The following is a 15,124-nucleotide window of genomic DNA, read 5'->3' as shown; positions in this document are numbered from 1 at the left end:
GCGGTTAGAGCCACTGCGGGTCCGCGGCCATCTCCGCAAGATTCCTAGGAAGTAAGGAAACAATCCATGTCACGTGCAGTAGGTATTGACCTCGGAACCACTAACTCCGTCGTCTCCGTTCTCGAAGGTGGCGAGCCCACCGTCATTGCCAACGCCGAGGGTGGCCGCACCACGCCGTCGGTTGTTGCCTTCTCCAAGTCCGGCGAGGTCCTGGTCGGCGAGATCGCCAAGCGCCAGGCCGTCAACAACATTGACCGCACCATCGCGTCCGTCAAGCGCCACATGGGCACTGACTGGACCGTCGCCATTGACGACAAGAAGTACACGGCGCAGGAAATTTCCGCCCGTATCCTCATGAAGCTTAAGAACGACGCCGAGTCCTACCTCGGTGAAAAGGTCACCGACGCCGTAGTCACCGTGCCGGCCTACTTCAACGACGCCCAGCGCCAGGCCACCAAGGAGGCTGGAGAAATCGCCGGCCTGAACGTCCTGCGCATCGTCAATGAGCCCACCGCGGCCGCCCTGGCCTACGGCCTGGACAAGGGCAAGGAAGACGAACTCATCCTGGTCTTCGACCTCGGCGGCGGAACCTTCGACGTCTCCCTCCTGGAGGTCGGCAAGGATGAGGACAACTTCTCCACCATCCAGGTCCGCGCCACCGCCGGTGACAACCACCTCGGCGGCGACGACTGGGACCAGCGCGTCGTTGAATACCTGCTGAACCAGCTCAAGGTCAAGGGCATCGACCTCACGAAGGACAAGATCGCCCTGCAGCGCCTCCGCGAAGCCGCGGAGCAGGCCAAGAAGGAACTCTCCTCCTCCTCCAGCACCAACGTTTCCCTCCAGTACCTGTCCGTCACCCCCGACGGCCCGGTCCACCTGGACGAGCAGCTGACCCGCGCCAAGTTCCAGGACCTCACCAAGGATCTGCTGGACCGCACCAAGAAGCCGTTCCAGGACGTCATCAAGGAAGCCGGCATCAAGCTCTCCGAGATCGACCACATCGTGCTCGTCGGCGGTTCCACCCGCATGCCGGCCGTCTACGACCTCGTCAAGGAACTGGCCGGCGGCAAGGAGCCCAACAAGGGCGTCAACCCCGATGAGGTCGTCGCCGTCGGCGCCGCCCTGCAGGCCGGTGTCCTCAAGGGCGAGCGCAAGGACGTGCTGCTGATCGACGTCACCCCGTTGTCCCTTGGCATCGAAACCAAGGGCGGCATCATGACGCACCTGATCGAGCGCAACACCGCCATCCCGACCAAGCGGAGCGAAACCTTCACCACCGCGGATGACAACCAGCCGTCCGTGGCCATCCAGGTCTTCCAGGGCGAGCGCGAGTTCACCCGCGACAACAAGCCGCTGGGCACCTTCGAACTGACCGGCATCGCGCCGGCCCCCCGCGGCGTTCCGCAGGTCGAGGTCACCTTCGACATCGACGCCAACGGCATCGTGCACGTTTCGGCGAAGGACAAGGGCACCGGCAAGGAACAGTCCATGACCATCACCGGCGGCACCGCGCTGTCCAAGGAAGACATCGACCGCATGGTCCACGACGCCGAAGAGCACGCAGCCGAGGACAAGGCCCGCCGCGAGGCAACCGACACCCGCAACACGGCCGAGCAGCTCGCCTACTCCGTGGACAAGCTGATCGCTGACAACGCCGACAAGCTGCCCGAAGAGGTCAAGACCGAGGTCAAGGCCGACGTCGACGCGCTCAAGAAGGCCCTCGAAGGCACCGATGACGCCGCCGTGAAGACCGCGTTCGAGAAGCTGCAGGCTTCCCAGAGCAAGCTCGGCGAAGCCATCTATGCCCACGCCGGATCCCCCGACGGCGCCACCGGCGCGGAGGGTGCCCCCGCAGGCGAGCAGGCAGCCGGTTCCGATGAGGACATCGTCGACGCCGAAATCGTTGACGAAGACGAGAAGAAGTAATCATGCCGCACCACGGTAACGAAGAAGAGCACGGTTCTTCCGAGAGCCGGCGCGACGCGGAACAGCAGGAGAACGAGCCGCAGAAGCCGGTGATCCACGACAACCGCAAGGTTGATCCGAAGACCGGCCAGGCCCGCCACCCCGGCCAGGATCACGCCGCTGCCGCGGCAGACTCCGGGGACGCCCTGTCCCAGGCAGAGGACATCCTCAACAGTGTTGAGGTGCCCGCCGCGGAATCTGTAGCCCAGGGCGTTGACGCGGCCGCGGCGGAGGAGCTCAGGAATGACCTCCGCCGGCTGCAGGCCGAGTACGTCAACTACCGCAAGCGCGTCGAACGCGACCGGGCCGTGGCGGGGGAGATGGCCGTCATCGGCGTCCTGAACTCCCTGCTCCCGGTGCTGGACGACGTCGACGCCGCCCGCCAGCACGGCGACCTCGCGGACGGCCCCTTCGCCGCGATCGCCGCCAAACTGGAGGCTGCGCTGAAGACGTACGGACTGGTCCGCATCGATGAGACCGGCGTGGAGTTCGATCCGACCATCCACGAGGCCCTCATCCAGCAGCCCGGCACGGATATCGAAATCGACACCGTCAGCCAGGTGCTGCGCTCGGGCTACAAGTCCGGCGACCGTGTCCTCCGCGCGGCCCAGGTGATCGTGGCGGTACCGGCGTAGGTTGCCTCTGGCGCTCCGCCGGATAGGGGGCGGTGCCCGCTTCGCGGTGCCCTCCACACCGCCGCCCCCTATCCGGCCTCCGCGCCAGCGTGTTGCTCGCCTAAAGTGAGTTGAGAAACAGCGCGAAGCAGATGATGGGCCCCGGGAATGGCATCGGGCCTGTCGGAGCGTGGTGGCTTGGTCCGTCAGGACCAGGCCACCACGCGAAGGGGCGGGGGCCCATCATCTGCGAAACGCACTCTGCACGACTTTTGAAAGGAAACGCCATTGGCTAGCCAGGACTGGGTGGACAAGGACTTCTACAAGATCCTTGGTGTCGCCAAGGACGCTTCCGACGCCGACATCAAGAAGGCCTACCGCAAACTTGCCCGGCAACACCACCCGGACACCAACGCGGGGAACGTCGCGTCGGAGAAGAAGTTCAAGGACATCTCCGAGGCGTATTCCGTGCTCTCGGACCCCGATGAGCGCCAGCAGTACGACGCCATCCGGGCCATGGGCGGCGGCGCACGCTTTGCCCCTGGCGGAAGCGGCGGGGCCGGCGGCGGAGCTGGCTTCGAGGACCTCTTCGGCGGCCTCTTTACCGGCGGCGGAGGCCGCCACTCCGGCGGCTACAGCACGGCCGGCGGCATTCCGCCCGAGTTCGCAGATCTCTTCGGCGGCGGCGGATTCGGCGGCGGGGGCCAGTCCTTCCAACGGGCTCCGCAGAAGGGCTCGGACCGCACCGCGTCGACCTCGATCTCATTCGGCGGATCCATCCGCGGCACCACGATCGGCCTGCGTGAACCGGACGGCGAGATCATCGACGTCCGCATCCCGGCCGGCATCAAGGACGGACAAAAGGTCCGCGTCCGCGGCAAGGGGCAGTACGCCCCCGCCGGCAACGGCGACCTCATGGTCACCGTCTCGGTAAAGCCGCACGAATTCTACGTCCGCGACGGCGACAACCTCCGGATCCACGTCCCGGTCTCCTTCCCGGAGGCGGCCCTGGGCGCCGACATCGAGGTTCCGACGATCGACGGCGACACGGTCAAGGTCAGGGTTCCGGCAGGGACGCCCTCGGGCAGGACCCTGCGTGTCAAGGGCCGCGGCGTCAAGCACGCCAAAGCCACCGGCGATCTGCTGGTGACGATCGACGTCGCTGTTCCACGGAAGCTGAACAAGGAAGCGGAGGAGGCCGTAAAGGCCTTCGCCACGGCCACCGCCAATGAGGACGTCCGCGCGGGCCTGACAGCCAAGGCCCGGCTCTAGGAACGGGATCCAGCCATGGCCATCGACTTCGACCAGCCGATCTTCGTCATCTCCGTTGCCGCGGAACTGGCGGACATGCACCCGCAGACGCTGCGCCAGTACGACCGTCTGGGCATCGTTTCGCCCAGCCGTGCCCCGGGCAAGTCGCGGCGTTACTCGCAGCGGGATGTGAACATGCTCCGCGAGGTCCAGCGGCTCTCCCAGGAGGGGGTCTCGCTCGAGGGCATCAAGCGGATCCTGCAGCTGGAGAACCAGGTGGCCGCCCTGCAGCGCCGGGTCGGCGAACTGACTGAGGAGCTGGGCCGGCGCCGCCAAGGGGCCGATTCGCGGATCTTCGCCGCAGGAACCGCCGGCGACGTCGTCAGCCTGGCCCGCGGCAAGCGTCCGCAGGCGCGGTCGCAGGCGCTGGTAGTGTGGCGGCCGAGGGGCATGGGCTAGGACTCATCGGCCAGGACACGCAGCTGTGCCCGGGACCAGTGGTCCCGGGCACAGCTGTTGTTGCGTCCTGTCGTTCCGTCCTGTTGTTCCGTCCGGTGGGGGGCTGCCGTGGCCTACTTGCTGGCGGCGATGAGCTGGTCGACGGCGGCGCGTTCGCTGTTTCCCCAGGTTTCCCTGGTGAGCAGGGCGGGGATGAGTCCGATGGCTCCGCAGGCCATGTAGACGATTGCCACGCCGCTCCAGCTCCAGGCCGCGGCCGTGGCTGCTGCGATGAGGGGGATGAAGCCGGAGATTGCGGCCGAGAACTGGTATCCGATGGATGCCCCGGAGGTCCGGGTGTTGGCGGGGAACAGCTCGGAGAACCAGGCGCCCTGGGCGCCGGCGAGCATGTCGCGCAGGATCGGCAACCCGATGATATATACGAGGATCACCATGAACGGGACGCCCGTGTTGACCACATTCTTGATGACGGTCAGGAGCGGATTCTTGACGAGTTCGCCCTTGGCTTGGTGCCGGGCAGGTGTGCCGACCAGGAGCAACGGAGCAAGAAGTCTGTTTTTTGCCCGATCAGCCGGCCGGCGGGCTGTGGAGCGAATCCGCCGGGGCAAGTAGCGGCAGGAGCGAACCGAGTACACCGGAACGCAATCAGGTACCCGACCATCCGATAGTCGGGTACCTCATTTGCGTGACTTCATGCCCATTCCGCGCGTTGAATTGGAGTGTCAGAAAAGGCTGGCATGACACGCCTACAGCTCCTACGGGAAGCCCGGGCGCGGAGCCAGCGCAGGAGCAGCGTAGACGCCGGGGGGCATCGCATGCATGATTCAACCGAGTATGATCCGTCCACTGCCGATTCTTCACGGCCGGCTGCTTTGACGGGCACGCCGTGAGCCCGGGGCTCCAGGCGGCCGTGCTGTTTGCCGGCTCCCTGCCGGGGCACATCCTGATGTCCCTGGGGCAGGCCCTGGTGGTCGTCTGCCTGTGCTTCGACTTCGTCCGCGCGGTCTCCGTGCCGCGATCCCGCAGCCGGTACGTCGCCAACACGTGGTTCCGGACACTTGCGCTGCCTTCCATCCTGGTCATGGCGATCAGCGTGCTCCTCGATGCCGCCTCCGGCTCTTGGCCCGAGGTCGCGGCCGGAGTGTTCGTCATGGTCGCTGTGATCTTCCGGTGGCACTATGGCAGCGACGAGGACAGCTGGTGGAAGGGCAAAGGCAAGGCCCTGGGCCGTTGGCTCCGGAACCGGGCAGCCTCCGGGTCCCTGGTTGCTCCGGCCACGGCCTGAAAAAGACCTTGCTGTCCGGGCGTCCCAGGGTGTCCAATCCTTAACACAAGGCCCTGCAGGGCACGAGTGGATGCGACGCCGGGAGGTTCTCATGCCATCGAAAGGCGCCAAGACGCAGTCAAGGGGACCGGTCCGGGGTACGTCTGACCTCCGGCGGGCAGACGCCAACGGCGTCGCCCCGCCGGAACAGCCGGACAAGGTCCGCAATGTGGCACTCGTGGGGCATTCCGGTTCCGGAAAAACGATGCTCACCGAGGCACTGCTTGCCGCCACCGGAGCCATCACCCGCAAGGGCTCGATCGCCGAGGGCACTACGGTGAGCGACTCGGATCCTTCCGCCATCGCGCAGCAGCGCTCCGTGGCGCTCGCGGTGGTGCCGGTGATGGTGGGGGACATCAAGGTCAACCTCCTGGACACTCCGGGCTATACGGATTTCATCGGCGAGCTGAGGGCAGGGCTCCGGGCGGCGGATGCGGCGCTGTTCGTCGTCTCGGCCACCGACGATGTCGACGCAGCGACCACGGCGCTTTGGAGCGAGTGCCAGCGGCTCGGGATGCCGCGGGCCGTGGTCATCAGCCGCCTGGACCATCCGCGCGCGGATTTCGACGCCGCCATCGCCCGCTGCCGCCTGGCATTCGGCGACTCCATCCTTCCGCTCTACCTGCCGGTCCCCGCCGACGGTCCCGTCACCGGGCTGCTGGGACTGCTGACCGGCACGGTCTCCGACTACAGTGATGCGGAACCGGCGCCGGCCACCCGGGCCGCGACTGGCGTCGAACTCGCCGCCGCGGAGTCCGCACGGGGCGCGCTGATCGAAGGGATCATTGCCGAGAGCGAAGACGAGACGCTCATGGACCGCTACCTCGGAGGCGAGGAAATCGCCCCCGACGTCCTGATCACCGATCTTGAGACGGCGGTGGCCCGCGGGTCCTTCCATCCGGTGCTGCCGGCCTCGGCGGAGTCCGGACTCGGCCTGTCGGAACTGCTCGAGGTCCTGGTGCGTGCGTTTCCGACGCCGGGGGAGCGCGACGTCCCCGCAGCGACCGACCTCGACGGGGTGCCCGCCGGGGCGCTCGGCTGCGACCCCGACGGCCCGCTGCTCGGTGAAGTGGTCCGTACGACGATCGACCCGTTCCTTGGCCGCGTCTGCCTGGTGCGCGTCTTCTCCGGCGTGGTGCGGGAGGACGCCGCCATCCATGTGGGCGGCCGCGGAATGGCCGACCGCGGCCACGAGGACCACGACAGCGACGAGCGGGTCACCCACCTCTACTCGCCGCTGGGATCAGGACTGCGGCCAGTGCCGTTCTGCGTCGCGGGGGATATCTGCGCGCTGACCAAGCTGGGCACCGCCGAGACCGGCGACACGATTTCGGCCAAGGAGCTGCCGCTGCTGGTGGCCGCCTGGGACATGCCGGACCCGCTTATGCCGGTCGCCATCGAAGCCGCCACGCACGGCGACGAGGACGCCTTGGCCAGGAACCTGGGGAAGGTCACGGCCGGGGACCCGACGCTGCGGGTGGAACGCAACTCCGAAACCCACCAGCTGATCCTGTGGTGCATGGGCGAGGCGCACGCCGACGTCGTCTTGGGCAGGCTGCGGGACCAGGGCGTGAACCTGCAGAGCGTCCCGGTCATCACGCCGCTGCGGGAGACGTTTGCCGCGCCGGCCGCCGGGCACGGGCGCTACGTCAAACAATCCGGCGGCCACGGCCAGTACGCGGTGTGCGACATCGAGGTGGAACCGCTTGACCGTGGCGGCGGGTTCGAGTTTGTCGACAAGACCGTTGGCGGCGTGATTCCCGGGCCGTTCATCACCTCGGTGGAAAAGGGCGTGCGGGCCCAGATGCAGAAAGGCGTCTCGGCCGGGTTCCCGGTAGTGGATATCAAGGTAACGCTGATCGGCGGCAAGACGCACAGCGTGGATTCCTCCGATGCTGCCTTCCAGGCGGCCGGGGCGCTGGCTCTCCGGGAGGCGGCCGGGGCAACCCGCATCCAGTTCCTGGAACCGGTCTCGTCCGTGACCATCAGCGTTTCGGAGGACCATGTGGGCGCCGTGATGAGCGACTTGTCCTCCCGGCGGGCACGCCTGACCGGAACCACCTCCGCCGGCGCCGACGGCACCGAGATCAGCGCCGAGGTGCCGGACCAGGAACTGTTGCGGTACGCGGTGGAGTTGCGGGCCCTGACCGCCGGCAGCGGCCGGTTCCGGCGCAGCTACCTGCGGCACGAACCAGTGCCGCAGGCGCTGCGCTGATGGCCCCTGCTAAGTGCAGCGTCAGCCGTTGATGACCTGCGGAACGCCGAGGGCCTTGAGGCCTTCGACACCGAATTCGAGTCCGTAGCCGGACTGCTTCGCGCCACCGAACGGGATGCGGGGGTCCACGGCGCCGTGCTTGTTGATCCAGACGGTGCCGGCCTCGAGCCGGGCCGCCACCTTGCGGGCTTCGGCGGGGTCGGAGGACCAGACCGAGGCGCCGAGGCCGACGTCGACGGCGTTGGCCATTACGATGGCCTCGTCCACGGTGCCGTAGCGGATGATCGGCAGGGCGGGGCCGAACTGCTCCTCCGCGACCAGCGGGTTGCTGTTGGCGATGTCCGCGACCAGGGTGGCGGGGTAGAAGTTCCCGGGCTGGTCGTTCTCCGGGTTGCCGCCGAGCAGGATCCTGGCGCCGGAGTCGCGGGCTGCCCCGACGAGGCCGGCGACGATGTCGAACTGCTGGCGGTTCTGCAGCGGGCCCAGGACGTTGGCCTCGTCGAGTCCGTTGCCCATGGGCATGGCCCGGGCGACGGTGGTGAGTTCCTCGCAGACGGCGTCATAGATGTCGGCGTGGACGTAGAGGCGCTTGAGCGCCGCGCAGGTCTGGCCGGTGTTGATGAAGGCGCCCCAGAACAGGCCCTCGGCGATCGCCTTCGGGTCGGCGTCGGGCAGGACAATGCCGGCGTCGTTGCCGCCGAGCTCCAGGGTGAGGCGTTTGACGGTATCGGCGGAGGATTTGATGATGGCCTTGCCGGTGGCGGTGGAGCCGGTGAACATGATCTTGCCGATCGTGGGGTGTCCGGCCAGGGCCTCGCCCACGTCACGGCCGCCGGAGACCGCCGTGAGGAGGCCTTCGGGGAGTTCCTGGTTGAGGACTTCGACGAGGGCAAGGACGGACAGCGGGGTGTATTCGGACGGCTTGATGACGACGGCGTTGCCCATGCGCAGGGCTGGGGCGAGCTGCCAGACGGTGATCATCATGGGCCAGTTCCAGGGGCCGATCGCGCCGACGACGCCGATGGGCCGGTAGTGCAGTTCGGCGCGGGTTTCGCCGTCGTCCACCACGGTTTCGGGGTCCAGGGGCGTGCCGGCGGCGACGCGGAGCCAGGCGGCGCAGGCGCCGACCTCAAAGCGGGCGTTCGGGCCGTTCAGCGGTTTGCCCTGCTCGCGGGAGAGCAGGCGGGCGAGTTCCTCGGCGGAGCGTTCGACGGCGTCGGCGGCCTTGAGCAGCGCGGCGGACCGGGCGTCGTGGCCCAGTGCAGCCCAGGCCGGCTGCGCGGCGGCTGCGGCGGCGATGGCGGCTTCGAGGTCCTGAACGGTGTGGACCGGTGCTTCGCCGACCGGCTGTCCGGTGGCCGGGTCAAAGATCGTGCGGGTTTCCCCGGCCACCGGGGTGATCGAGGCGAGTAGGGCGTCGTAGGTTTCCATGGGGGTACTCCACATCGAGTAGGTCAGAGAACGCGGCCGGTGCGGCCTAAGAGTGCTGTTTCAAGCGTGCTCCGGCGAGGGGCCGGGGGGCTTGTCTATCCGCGAAGAGCTGTTGTGCGGGAGCGAACGGAACACCGAAAGCAATTTCCCGAGGCTGCGGACCGGAGGGCGTCCGGCCGGCCGTGCAGGCGGCGACGGCCCTGGTGCTGACTACGCTCAGGAACAACAACCGGTCGCTCAGCGACAAAAGCGTGACGGGCGCCACCTGCCATGCTGGATTTCACGGTGCAACGCACCCCCATTTCCCAGACCGCCGTTCCCCAGACTCATGACCGTTAAGAAGGATCCGATGAGTATTTCAAATTCAGATTCCCGGACCGCAGAATCCAGCCCCCGCACGGAGCACTCCACCGCGCTGCGTGCCGGCAGCGTCGGCGTCATGGGCATTCTTTTCTTTGTTTTGTCAGCCCAGGCGCCGTTGACCGGAATCGTCGGGGCATCACCCCTGGCCGCAGCGCTCGGCAACGGCGCCGGCGCCCCCGGCGCGTATCTGGTGGTGGGCATCGTCATCGTGATCTTCGCGGTCGGCTTCGTGGCCATGAGCCGGAAGATCCAGGCCAACGGTGCCTTCTACGCCTATGTCACCGCCGCCTTCGGACGCAAGGTCGGCGCGGGAGCGGCGTGGCTCGCGCTCCTCGCGTACAGCACGGTCCAGGCCGCGATGTATGGATTGTACGGCGCGGCGTTCTCGGGCCTCCTCGGATCTGCCGGGATCGTGGTCCCTTGGTGGCTTCTGGCCGCCATCACCATGGCGGGCGTGCAGGTGCTGGGCTCCCTCAACATCGAACTCGGGGCGCGGGTCCTGGCGGTGCTCGTGGGCCTGGAGGTCGCCATCCTGCTCATGTTCGGGTTCACCGTGCTGTTGCGGGGCGGCGGGCCGGAGGGGATCAGCCTGGCGGCGTCCTTCTCTCCCGCGGCGATCGGCGCAGGCGCCCCGGGCGTTGCCATCATGTTCGCCGTCGCCTCCATGTTCGGCTTCGAATCAACGGCCATCTACTCGGCCGAGGCCAAGGACGCCCACCGCACCGTAGCCCGGGCCACGTACCTCTCGGTAGTCGTCATCGCGGTCTTCTTCTCCTTCATTTCTTGGATGCTGGTCAGCTACTACGGACCCTCGCACGTCATCGACGCCGCGGGCGCGGCCCTCGAATCGGGCGATTCCACCGCGTTCGTGCTGACGCCGATGGTGGAGCTGTTCGGGCCGTGGGCCGGAACGGTCACCGGCATGCTGCTCGTGACCTCCCTGCTGGCCGGCATCATCGCCTTCCACAACGGCATCAACCGCTACCTCCATTCGCTGGCCCTGCGCGGGTCGATGCCCCGCGGAGTGGCCCGGACCAACCGGCACAAAGCGCCCGCCGTCGCTGCACGGATCCAGACCGTGGTCGCCTTCCTGCTCGTGGCGCCGTTCGCGGTGCTGTCCCTGGATCCTGTCCTCACCCTCTTTTCCTGGTTCAGCGGGCTGGCCGTGGCCGCGCTCCTGGTGCTCTACATGCTCTGTTCGCTGGCCGTCGTCGCGTACTTCCGGCGGGAAAGGGTGCCCGGCCAGCTCTGGCAGACCGCGGTGGCACCGGTGCTCGCCACCCTGCTGCTTGGCTGGGTCCTGTCCCTCGTCATCATCAACTTCACCGCTCTGATCGGCGGCAGTGCCGAAACGGCCGTGGGCCTGCTGCTGACCGTACCCATAGTGTTTACCGCCGGTGTGCTGGTGGAAATTGCCGTGGAGGGCAGGGCCGCGCGCGCAGGGGTCACGCACCGCCCCGCCCCCCCCCCCTCTGCCTTTGTAGTTTCCGCGGCGCCGACAACGGCGGTGCTGACGACAGCAGGTGCTCTCGGCAGGGGGTGAAGGCCAGGCTCAGGCGCCGCGCCGCCAGTCACTGGGGGACTCACCGAAGGCATCCCGGAAGGAGCGGCTGAAATGGGCCGCATCCAGGAAGCCCCAGCGCGCGGCCACGGCTCCGACCGGCATTCCGGCCAGGAGCGGATCGCGCAGTTCGCGGCGCGCCCCCTCCAGCCGCTGGGTCCGGATCCAGCTCGCCACGGTGGTCCCGGATTCATGGAAGACGTTGTGCAGGTGCCGGGTGGAGATGAAATGGGCCGCCGCGATGGACGCCGGTGACAGCACTGGATCGGCCAGGTGGGCATCGATGTACTCGCGGACGGATGCCGCCAACAGGGCCTGGGGTTTCATACGGTCGGGGGACATGTCCAGTTCCGAATGCAGCATCGTGGAGACGAGATCAAGGGCGTTGGTGGCCAGCCGCGATCCGCTGGGGCCGCTGAGCGCCTCCAGGTTCTCCGCGAGGTGGGCAATGAACGGCCCGACGATCGCGGCGAGGCCCCCGTCGGAGGCCAAACGCACGGCCGAAAGCTGTGCGATGCACTCCGGCGGCAGGGACAGTGCGTCCCAGGGAAACATCAGCACCATGAGCCGGGCGTCGCCCTCGAAGGCAAGCGTGTAGGGGCGGCTGGTGTCATAGATGGAGAGATCGCCCGGATGCAGGACTGCCTCGCGGTTGTCCTGGATGAGGAGCCCGGTGCCCTGCAGCTGGAGGTTGAGCTTGAAATAGCGCTGGTTGGACTGCGCAATCAGCGCCGGTGTGCGGTGGACCTCATGGCTTGTGGAGGAGACCTCGACGAGTGCCACGCGGTCCAGCCTGCGGGCCCGTAAGCGGCCGTGGAAGTTGTCCGCATTTGCGCTCGAGGCGGCCAGGGGAACGAAGGATTCCGCGACGAGGTGCCGCCAGTGGTCGAAGGATTCTGCCGTGCTGGTTCGGACGTCCTGTCCCGTGGGACCGAGCGGAGGGCGGGCTGCAACTGCGGTCATAGGAGATCCTGACGCCGTCGTATTTCTGGGAGTCTGTCATGGGACACAGTCCTTTCAGGGTAGCGCCGCAGCCCGCCGCTGTCATCTTTTTTCGACAACCGGCGAAAAAAGATCGCCCGGGCCCAGTTACCGGGCCTGGCAGCCCAGCAGGGTCAGGAAGCCCTCCAGCTGCTCGTTCAGCCCGAGTTCCACCTGGCCTTCCGGGGCAAGTGCCGCCGCGATCTGCGCGCCGAGGAGGAGGTTGAGCAGCTGCCCGGCCAGGGCGGCGTCGCTGACGGTAGTAGTGACGGCGCCGGCGTGCCGGGCCTCGGCGAGATACTGGCGCATCGCTGCAAGCCACTGCTCCATCGAATCGCGGTGGATCCGGGCCTTGCCGGGGTCGTTGATGGCCTTCTGCCAGAACGGGATGACAATCCGGGCCTCGTTGATCCGTTCCTCATCCAACGGCAGCACCTCGACGCAAAACGACCGCAGGGCCGCCAGTCCGGCCTGCCCGGCGGTGACTCCTGCGATGCGCTCGTTGGTGCGGTTGAAGACGTGCCCGAACGCGAAGGTCAGCAGGTCATCCTTGGTGGGGAAGTAGGGCTTGAGGGCGCCGTTCGCGAAGCCTGCCTCGAGGGCAATTTCCCGCATGGTGGCACTTTCAATCCCGAGCCGGGCGATGATCCGCCACGTGGCGTCGACGAGTTCAAGCCGCCGCTGGTCGTGGTCGACAATCTTTGGCACCGGACAGCTCCCCAAATATTTTGCGTCGGACTCTTGTGGCACAGCTTACATTTCCGTATTCTCTACAACTATAGAAAATAAAGCTCTGACCTGCAAAGGTCACCGAACGAAGGCCGTCATGATGACCGCACAAACTGACACCCGCACCTCGTTTAGTCCGTACAGCCGCTACAGCCTGGCCACGGGCGCCGAAATCACCGCGGTCCAGGGCATCCTGCGTGCCGCGGGACTGCTGGGCGAGACCCGGCGCATCGCGTACCTCGGTCTGCTGGACCCCGCCCGGAACGCGCCGGCCGAAAGTGAGGACCGGCGGTTCCGGGTCTTCCTGCACGATGCCGCAGGGGGAAGGCCGGCCGATGTGACCGTTTCGGTCTCCAGCGGCACGGTGGTTTCCGCCGTCGAGCTGGACACGGCGGTGACCGGCGAGCTCCCGGTTCTGGAGGAGGAATTCGAAGTCGTCGAACAGCTCCTGGCCACGGACGAGCGCTGGCTCAAGGCCCTCGCCAGCCGCGGTCTGGACGTCAGCAAGGTCCGCGTTGCCCCGCTGTCCGCCGGCGTCTTCGAGTACCCGGAGGAAAGGGGCCGCCGGATCCTTCGGGGTCTGGCCTTCGTGCAGGATTTCCCCGAGGACAGCGCCTGGGCGCACCCGGTGGACGGGCTCGTGGCATATGTCGACGTCGTGAGCCAGGAAGTGACGCAGGTGCTGGACACCGGCGCCGTCCCGATTCCCGCGGAGCACGGCAACTACACCGATCCGGAGCTCACCGGCCCGATGCGCACCACGCAGAAGCCGATCAACATCACGCAGCCGGACGGGCCCAGCTTCACGGTCACCGGCGGCAACCACGTTGAATGGGAAAAGTGGAGTGTCGACGTCGGCTTCGACGTCCGCGAGGGGGTGGTGCTGCACAACCTTGCCTTCCAGGACGGCGACCGCCTGCGTCCCATCATCAACCGCGCATCCATCGCCGAAATGGTGGTCCCGTACGGGGACCCGTCGCCGATCCGGTCGTGGCAGAACTACTTCGACACCGGCGAATACCTCGTGGGCCAGTACGCCAACTCCCTGGAACTGGGCTGCGACTGCCTGGGCGAGATCACCTACCTCAGCCCCGTCATCAGTGACGCCTTCGGCAACCCCCGCGAGATCCGCAACGGCATCTGCATGCACGAGGAAGACTGGGGGATCCTGGCCAAGCACAGCGACCTCTGGACGGGCATCAACTACACCCGCCGCAACCGCCGCCTGGTGATCTCGTTCTTCACCACCATCGGCAACTACGACTACGGCTTCTACTGGTACCTCTACCTCGACGGCACCATCGAGTTCGAGGCCAAGGCCACCGGCGTCGTCTTCACCTCCGCCTACCCCGAAGGCGGCTCGGCCAACATCTCCCAGCTCGCCCCGGGCTTGGGCGCGCCGTACCACCAGCACCTGTTCAGCGCCCGTCTCGATATGGCGGTCGACGGCCTCACCAACCGGGTCGAAGAAGAAGACGTGGTCCGCCAGGGAATGGGCGAGGGCAACGAACGCGGCAACGCGTTCTCCCGGAAGCGGACTGTCCTGGCGCGCGAGTCGGAAGCCGTCCGGGAAGCCGACGCGCGCAGCGGCCGGACCTGGATCATTTCCAACCCGGAATCACGCAACCGCTTGGGCGAACCCGTGGGCTACAAGCTGCATGCCCAGGGCCAGCCCACTCTCCTGGCAGATCCGGAGTCCTCCATCGCCAGGCGCGCGGCCTTTGCCACGAAGGACCTGTGGGTCACCCGGTTCGCGGAGGAGGAGCGGTACCCCACGGGGGACTTCGTCAACCAGCACGCCGGGGGAGCAGGCCTGCCGGCCTACATTGCCCAGGACCGCGACATCGACGGCCAGGACATCGTGGTGTGGCACACCTTCGGCCTGACCCACTTCCCCCGGATCGAGGACTGGCCCATCATGCCGGTGGACACGGTCGGCTTCAAGCTCCGCCCCGAGGGCTTCTTCGACCGGAGCCCCGTGCTGGACGTGCCGGCCAACGCTCAACAGTCCTCAAGCTGCCATGGCGAGGGCGACGCCGGCGCACACTGCCACAGCTAGGCCGGCGCCGTGAGTGTCGCAGCCAGGCTGGGCCGCCGGGCCGGCCTCGCCGGCGTCGTCTTCCATTCCCGGATCTGCGCCGCCGTGACCGCGGCGTCGTGCCTCGCGCATCTGTGGCTGGCCGCCGGGAACCAGCACGGGACCTGGCTGAACGTGCTCATGCTCGCCA

12 protein-coding genes are annotated in these 15,124 nt (G+C 67.4%); 8 read left to right on the top strand and 4 right to left on the bottom strand.

Annotation, left to right across the window (positions count from 1 at the left end; all coding sequences use genetic code 11):
* The first annotated feature begins 66 nt into the window (after positions 1 to 66).
* The 4 genes from dnaK (at position 67) to AC1D1S_RS01600 (ending at position 4,292) form a co-directional block, all read left to right on the top strand.
* Positions 67 to 1,929, top strand: a complete 1,863-nt coding sequence (dnaK, locus tag AC1D1S_RS01615; protein WP_223915273.1) for a molecular chaperone DnaK — start codon at positions 67 to 69, stop codon at positions 1,927 to 1,929.
* Positions 1,930 to 1,931: 2 nt separating this feature from the next.
* Complete coding sequence (locus tag AC1D1S_RS01610) at positions 1,932 to 2,603, top strand: nucleotide exchange factor GrpE (RefSeq protein WP_028275424.1); 672 nt, start codon at positions 1,932 to 1,934, stop codon at positions 2,601 to 2,603.
* Positions 2,604 to 2,870: 267 nt separating this feature from the next.
* Positions 2,871 to 3,854 (top strand): DnaJ C-terminal domain-containing protein, encoded by a 984-nt coding sequence (locus tag AC1D1S_RS01605; RefSeq protein ID WP_243180598.1) that lies wholly within the window; start codon positions 2,871 to 2,873, stop codon positions 3,852 to 3,854.
* Positions 3,855 to 3,869: 15 nt separating this feature from the next.
* Positions 3,870 to 4,292 (top strand): heat shock protein transcriptional repressor HspR, encoded by a 423-nt coding sequence (locus tag AC1D1S_RS01600; protein ID WP_028275425.1) that lies wholly within the window; start codon positions 3,870 to 3,872, stop codon positions 4,290 to 4,292.
* 113 nt (positions 4,293 to 4,405) lie between these two features.
* Here AC1D1S_RS01600 and AC1D1S_RS01595 read toward each other — a convergent pair whose 3' ends face one another.
* Complete coding sequence (locus tag AC1D1S_RS01595) at positions 4,406 to 4,831, bottom strand: hypothetical protein (protein ID WP_476993568.1); 426 nt, start codon at positions 4,829 to 4,831, stop codon at positions 4,406 to 4,408.
* Between the two features lie 347 nt (positions 4,832 to 5,178).
* On the opposite strand from AC1D1S_RS01595, the gene AC1D1S_RS01590 reads away from it, so the two are divergent.
* Positions 5,179 to 5,577, top strand: coding sequence for a hypothetical protein (locus AC1D1S_RS01590; RefSeq protein ID WP_243180600.1), 399 nt, complete (start codon positions 5,179 to 5,181; stop codon positions 5,575 to 5,577).
* Positions 5,578 to 5,668: 91 nt separating this feature from the next.
* Positions 5,669 to 7,831, top strand: a complete 2,163-nt coding sequence (locus tag AC1D1S_RS01585) for an elongation factor G-like protein EF-G2 (RefSeq protein WP_243180601.1) — start codon at positions 5,669 to 5,671, stop codon at positions 7,829 to 7,831.
* Between the two features lie 21 nt (positions 7,832 to 7,852).
* Here AC1D1S_RS01585 and AC1D1S_RS01580 read toward each other — a convergent pair whose 3' ends face one another.
* Positions 7,853 to 9,262: an aldehyde dehydrogenase family protein gene (locus tag AC1D1S_RS01580; protein WP_243180602.1), complete on the bottom strand. Its 1,410-nt coding sequence runs from the start codon at positions 9,260 to 9,262 to the stop codon at positions 7,853 to 7,855.
* Between the two features lie 349 nt (positions 9,263 to 9,611).
* Here AC1D1S_RS01580 and AC1D1S_RS01575 point away from each other — a divergent pair, with 349 nt between their 5' ends.
* Positions 9,612 to 11,168, top strand: coding sequence for an APC family permease (locus AC1D1S_RS01575; RefSeq protein WP_476993567.1), 1,557 nt, complete (start codon positions 9,612 to 9,614; stop codon positions 11,166 to 11,168).
* A gap of 9 nt (positions 11,169 to 11,177) precedes the next feature.
* Here the strand turns inward: AC1D1S_RS01575 and AC1D1S_RS01570 are convergent, their stop codons facing one another.
* A complete protein-coding gene (locus AC1D1S_RS01570) occupies positions 11,178 to 12,149 on the bottom strand; it encodes an AraC-like ligand-binding domain-containing protein (protein ID WP_476993566.1) in 972 nt (323 codons plus the stop codon).
* Positions 12,150 to 12,275: 126 nt separating this feature from the next.
* A complete protein-coding gene (locus AC1D1S_RS01565; protein WP_243180605.1) occupies positions 12,276 to 12,875 on the bottom strand; it encodes a TetR/AcrR family transcriptional regulator in 600 nt (199 codons plus the stop codon).
* A gap of 118 nt (positions 12,876 to 12,993) precedes the next feature.
* On the opposite strand from AC1D1S_RS01565, the gene AC1D1S_RS01560 reads away from it, so the two are divergent.
* Positions 12,994 to 14,955, top strand: coding sequence for a primary-amine oxidase (locus AC1D1S_RS01560; RefSeq protein WP_476943231.1), 1,962 nt, complete (start codon positions 12,994 to 12,996; stop codon positions 14,953 to 14,955).
* The last annotated feature ends 169 nt before the right edge of the window (positions 14,956 to 15,124 follow it).

The sequence above is a fragment of the Arthrobacter sp. P1_A5 genome, from assembly GCF_056406825.1.
Note: the sequence above shows the minus strand (reverse complement) of the source record. Positions and strands in the feature narration are given on the sequence as shown.

Excerpts from the sequence above, each read along its gene's own strand:
- dnaK (WP_223915273.1), top strand. The coding sequence starts at position 67 with ATGTCACGTGCAGTAGGTATTGACCTCGGAACCACTAACTCCGTCGTC.
- AC1D1S_RS01610 (WP_028275424.1), top strand. The coding sequence starts at position 1,932 with ATGCCGCACCACGGTAACGAAGAAGAGCACGGTTCTTCCGAGAGCCGG.
- AC1D1S_RS01600 (WP_028275425.1), top strand. The coding sequence starts at position 3,870 with ATGGCCATCGACTTCGACCAGCCGATCTTCGTCATCTCCGTTGCCGCG.
- AC1D1S_RS01585 (WP_243180601.1), top strand. The coding sequence starts at position 5,669 with ATGCCATCGAAAGGCGCCAAGACGCAGTCAAGGGGACCGGTCCGGGGT.
- AC1D1S_RS01580 (WP_243180602.1), bottom strand. The coding sequence starts at position 9,262 with ATGGAAACCTACGACGCCCTACTCGCCTCGATCACCCCGGTGGCCGGG.
- AC1D1S_RS01575 (WP_476993567.1), top strand. The coding sequence starts at position 9,612 with ATGAGTATTTCAAATTCAGATTCCCGGACCGCAGAATCCAGCCCCCGC.
- AC1D1S_RS01570 (WP_476993566.1), bottom strand. The coding sequence starts at position 12,149 with ATGACCGCAGTTGCAGCCCGCCCTCCGCTCGGTCCCACGGGACAGGAC.
- AC1D1S_RS01560 (WP_476943231.1), top strand. The coding sequence starts at position 12,994 with ATGATGACCGCACAAACTGACACCCGCACCTCGTTTAGTCCGTACAGC.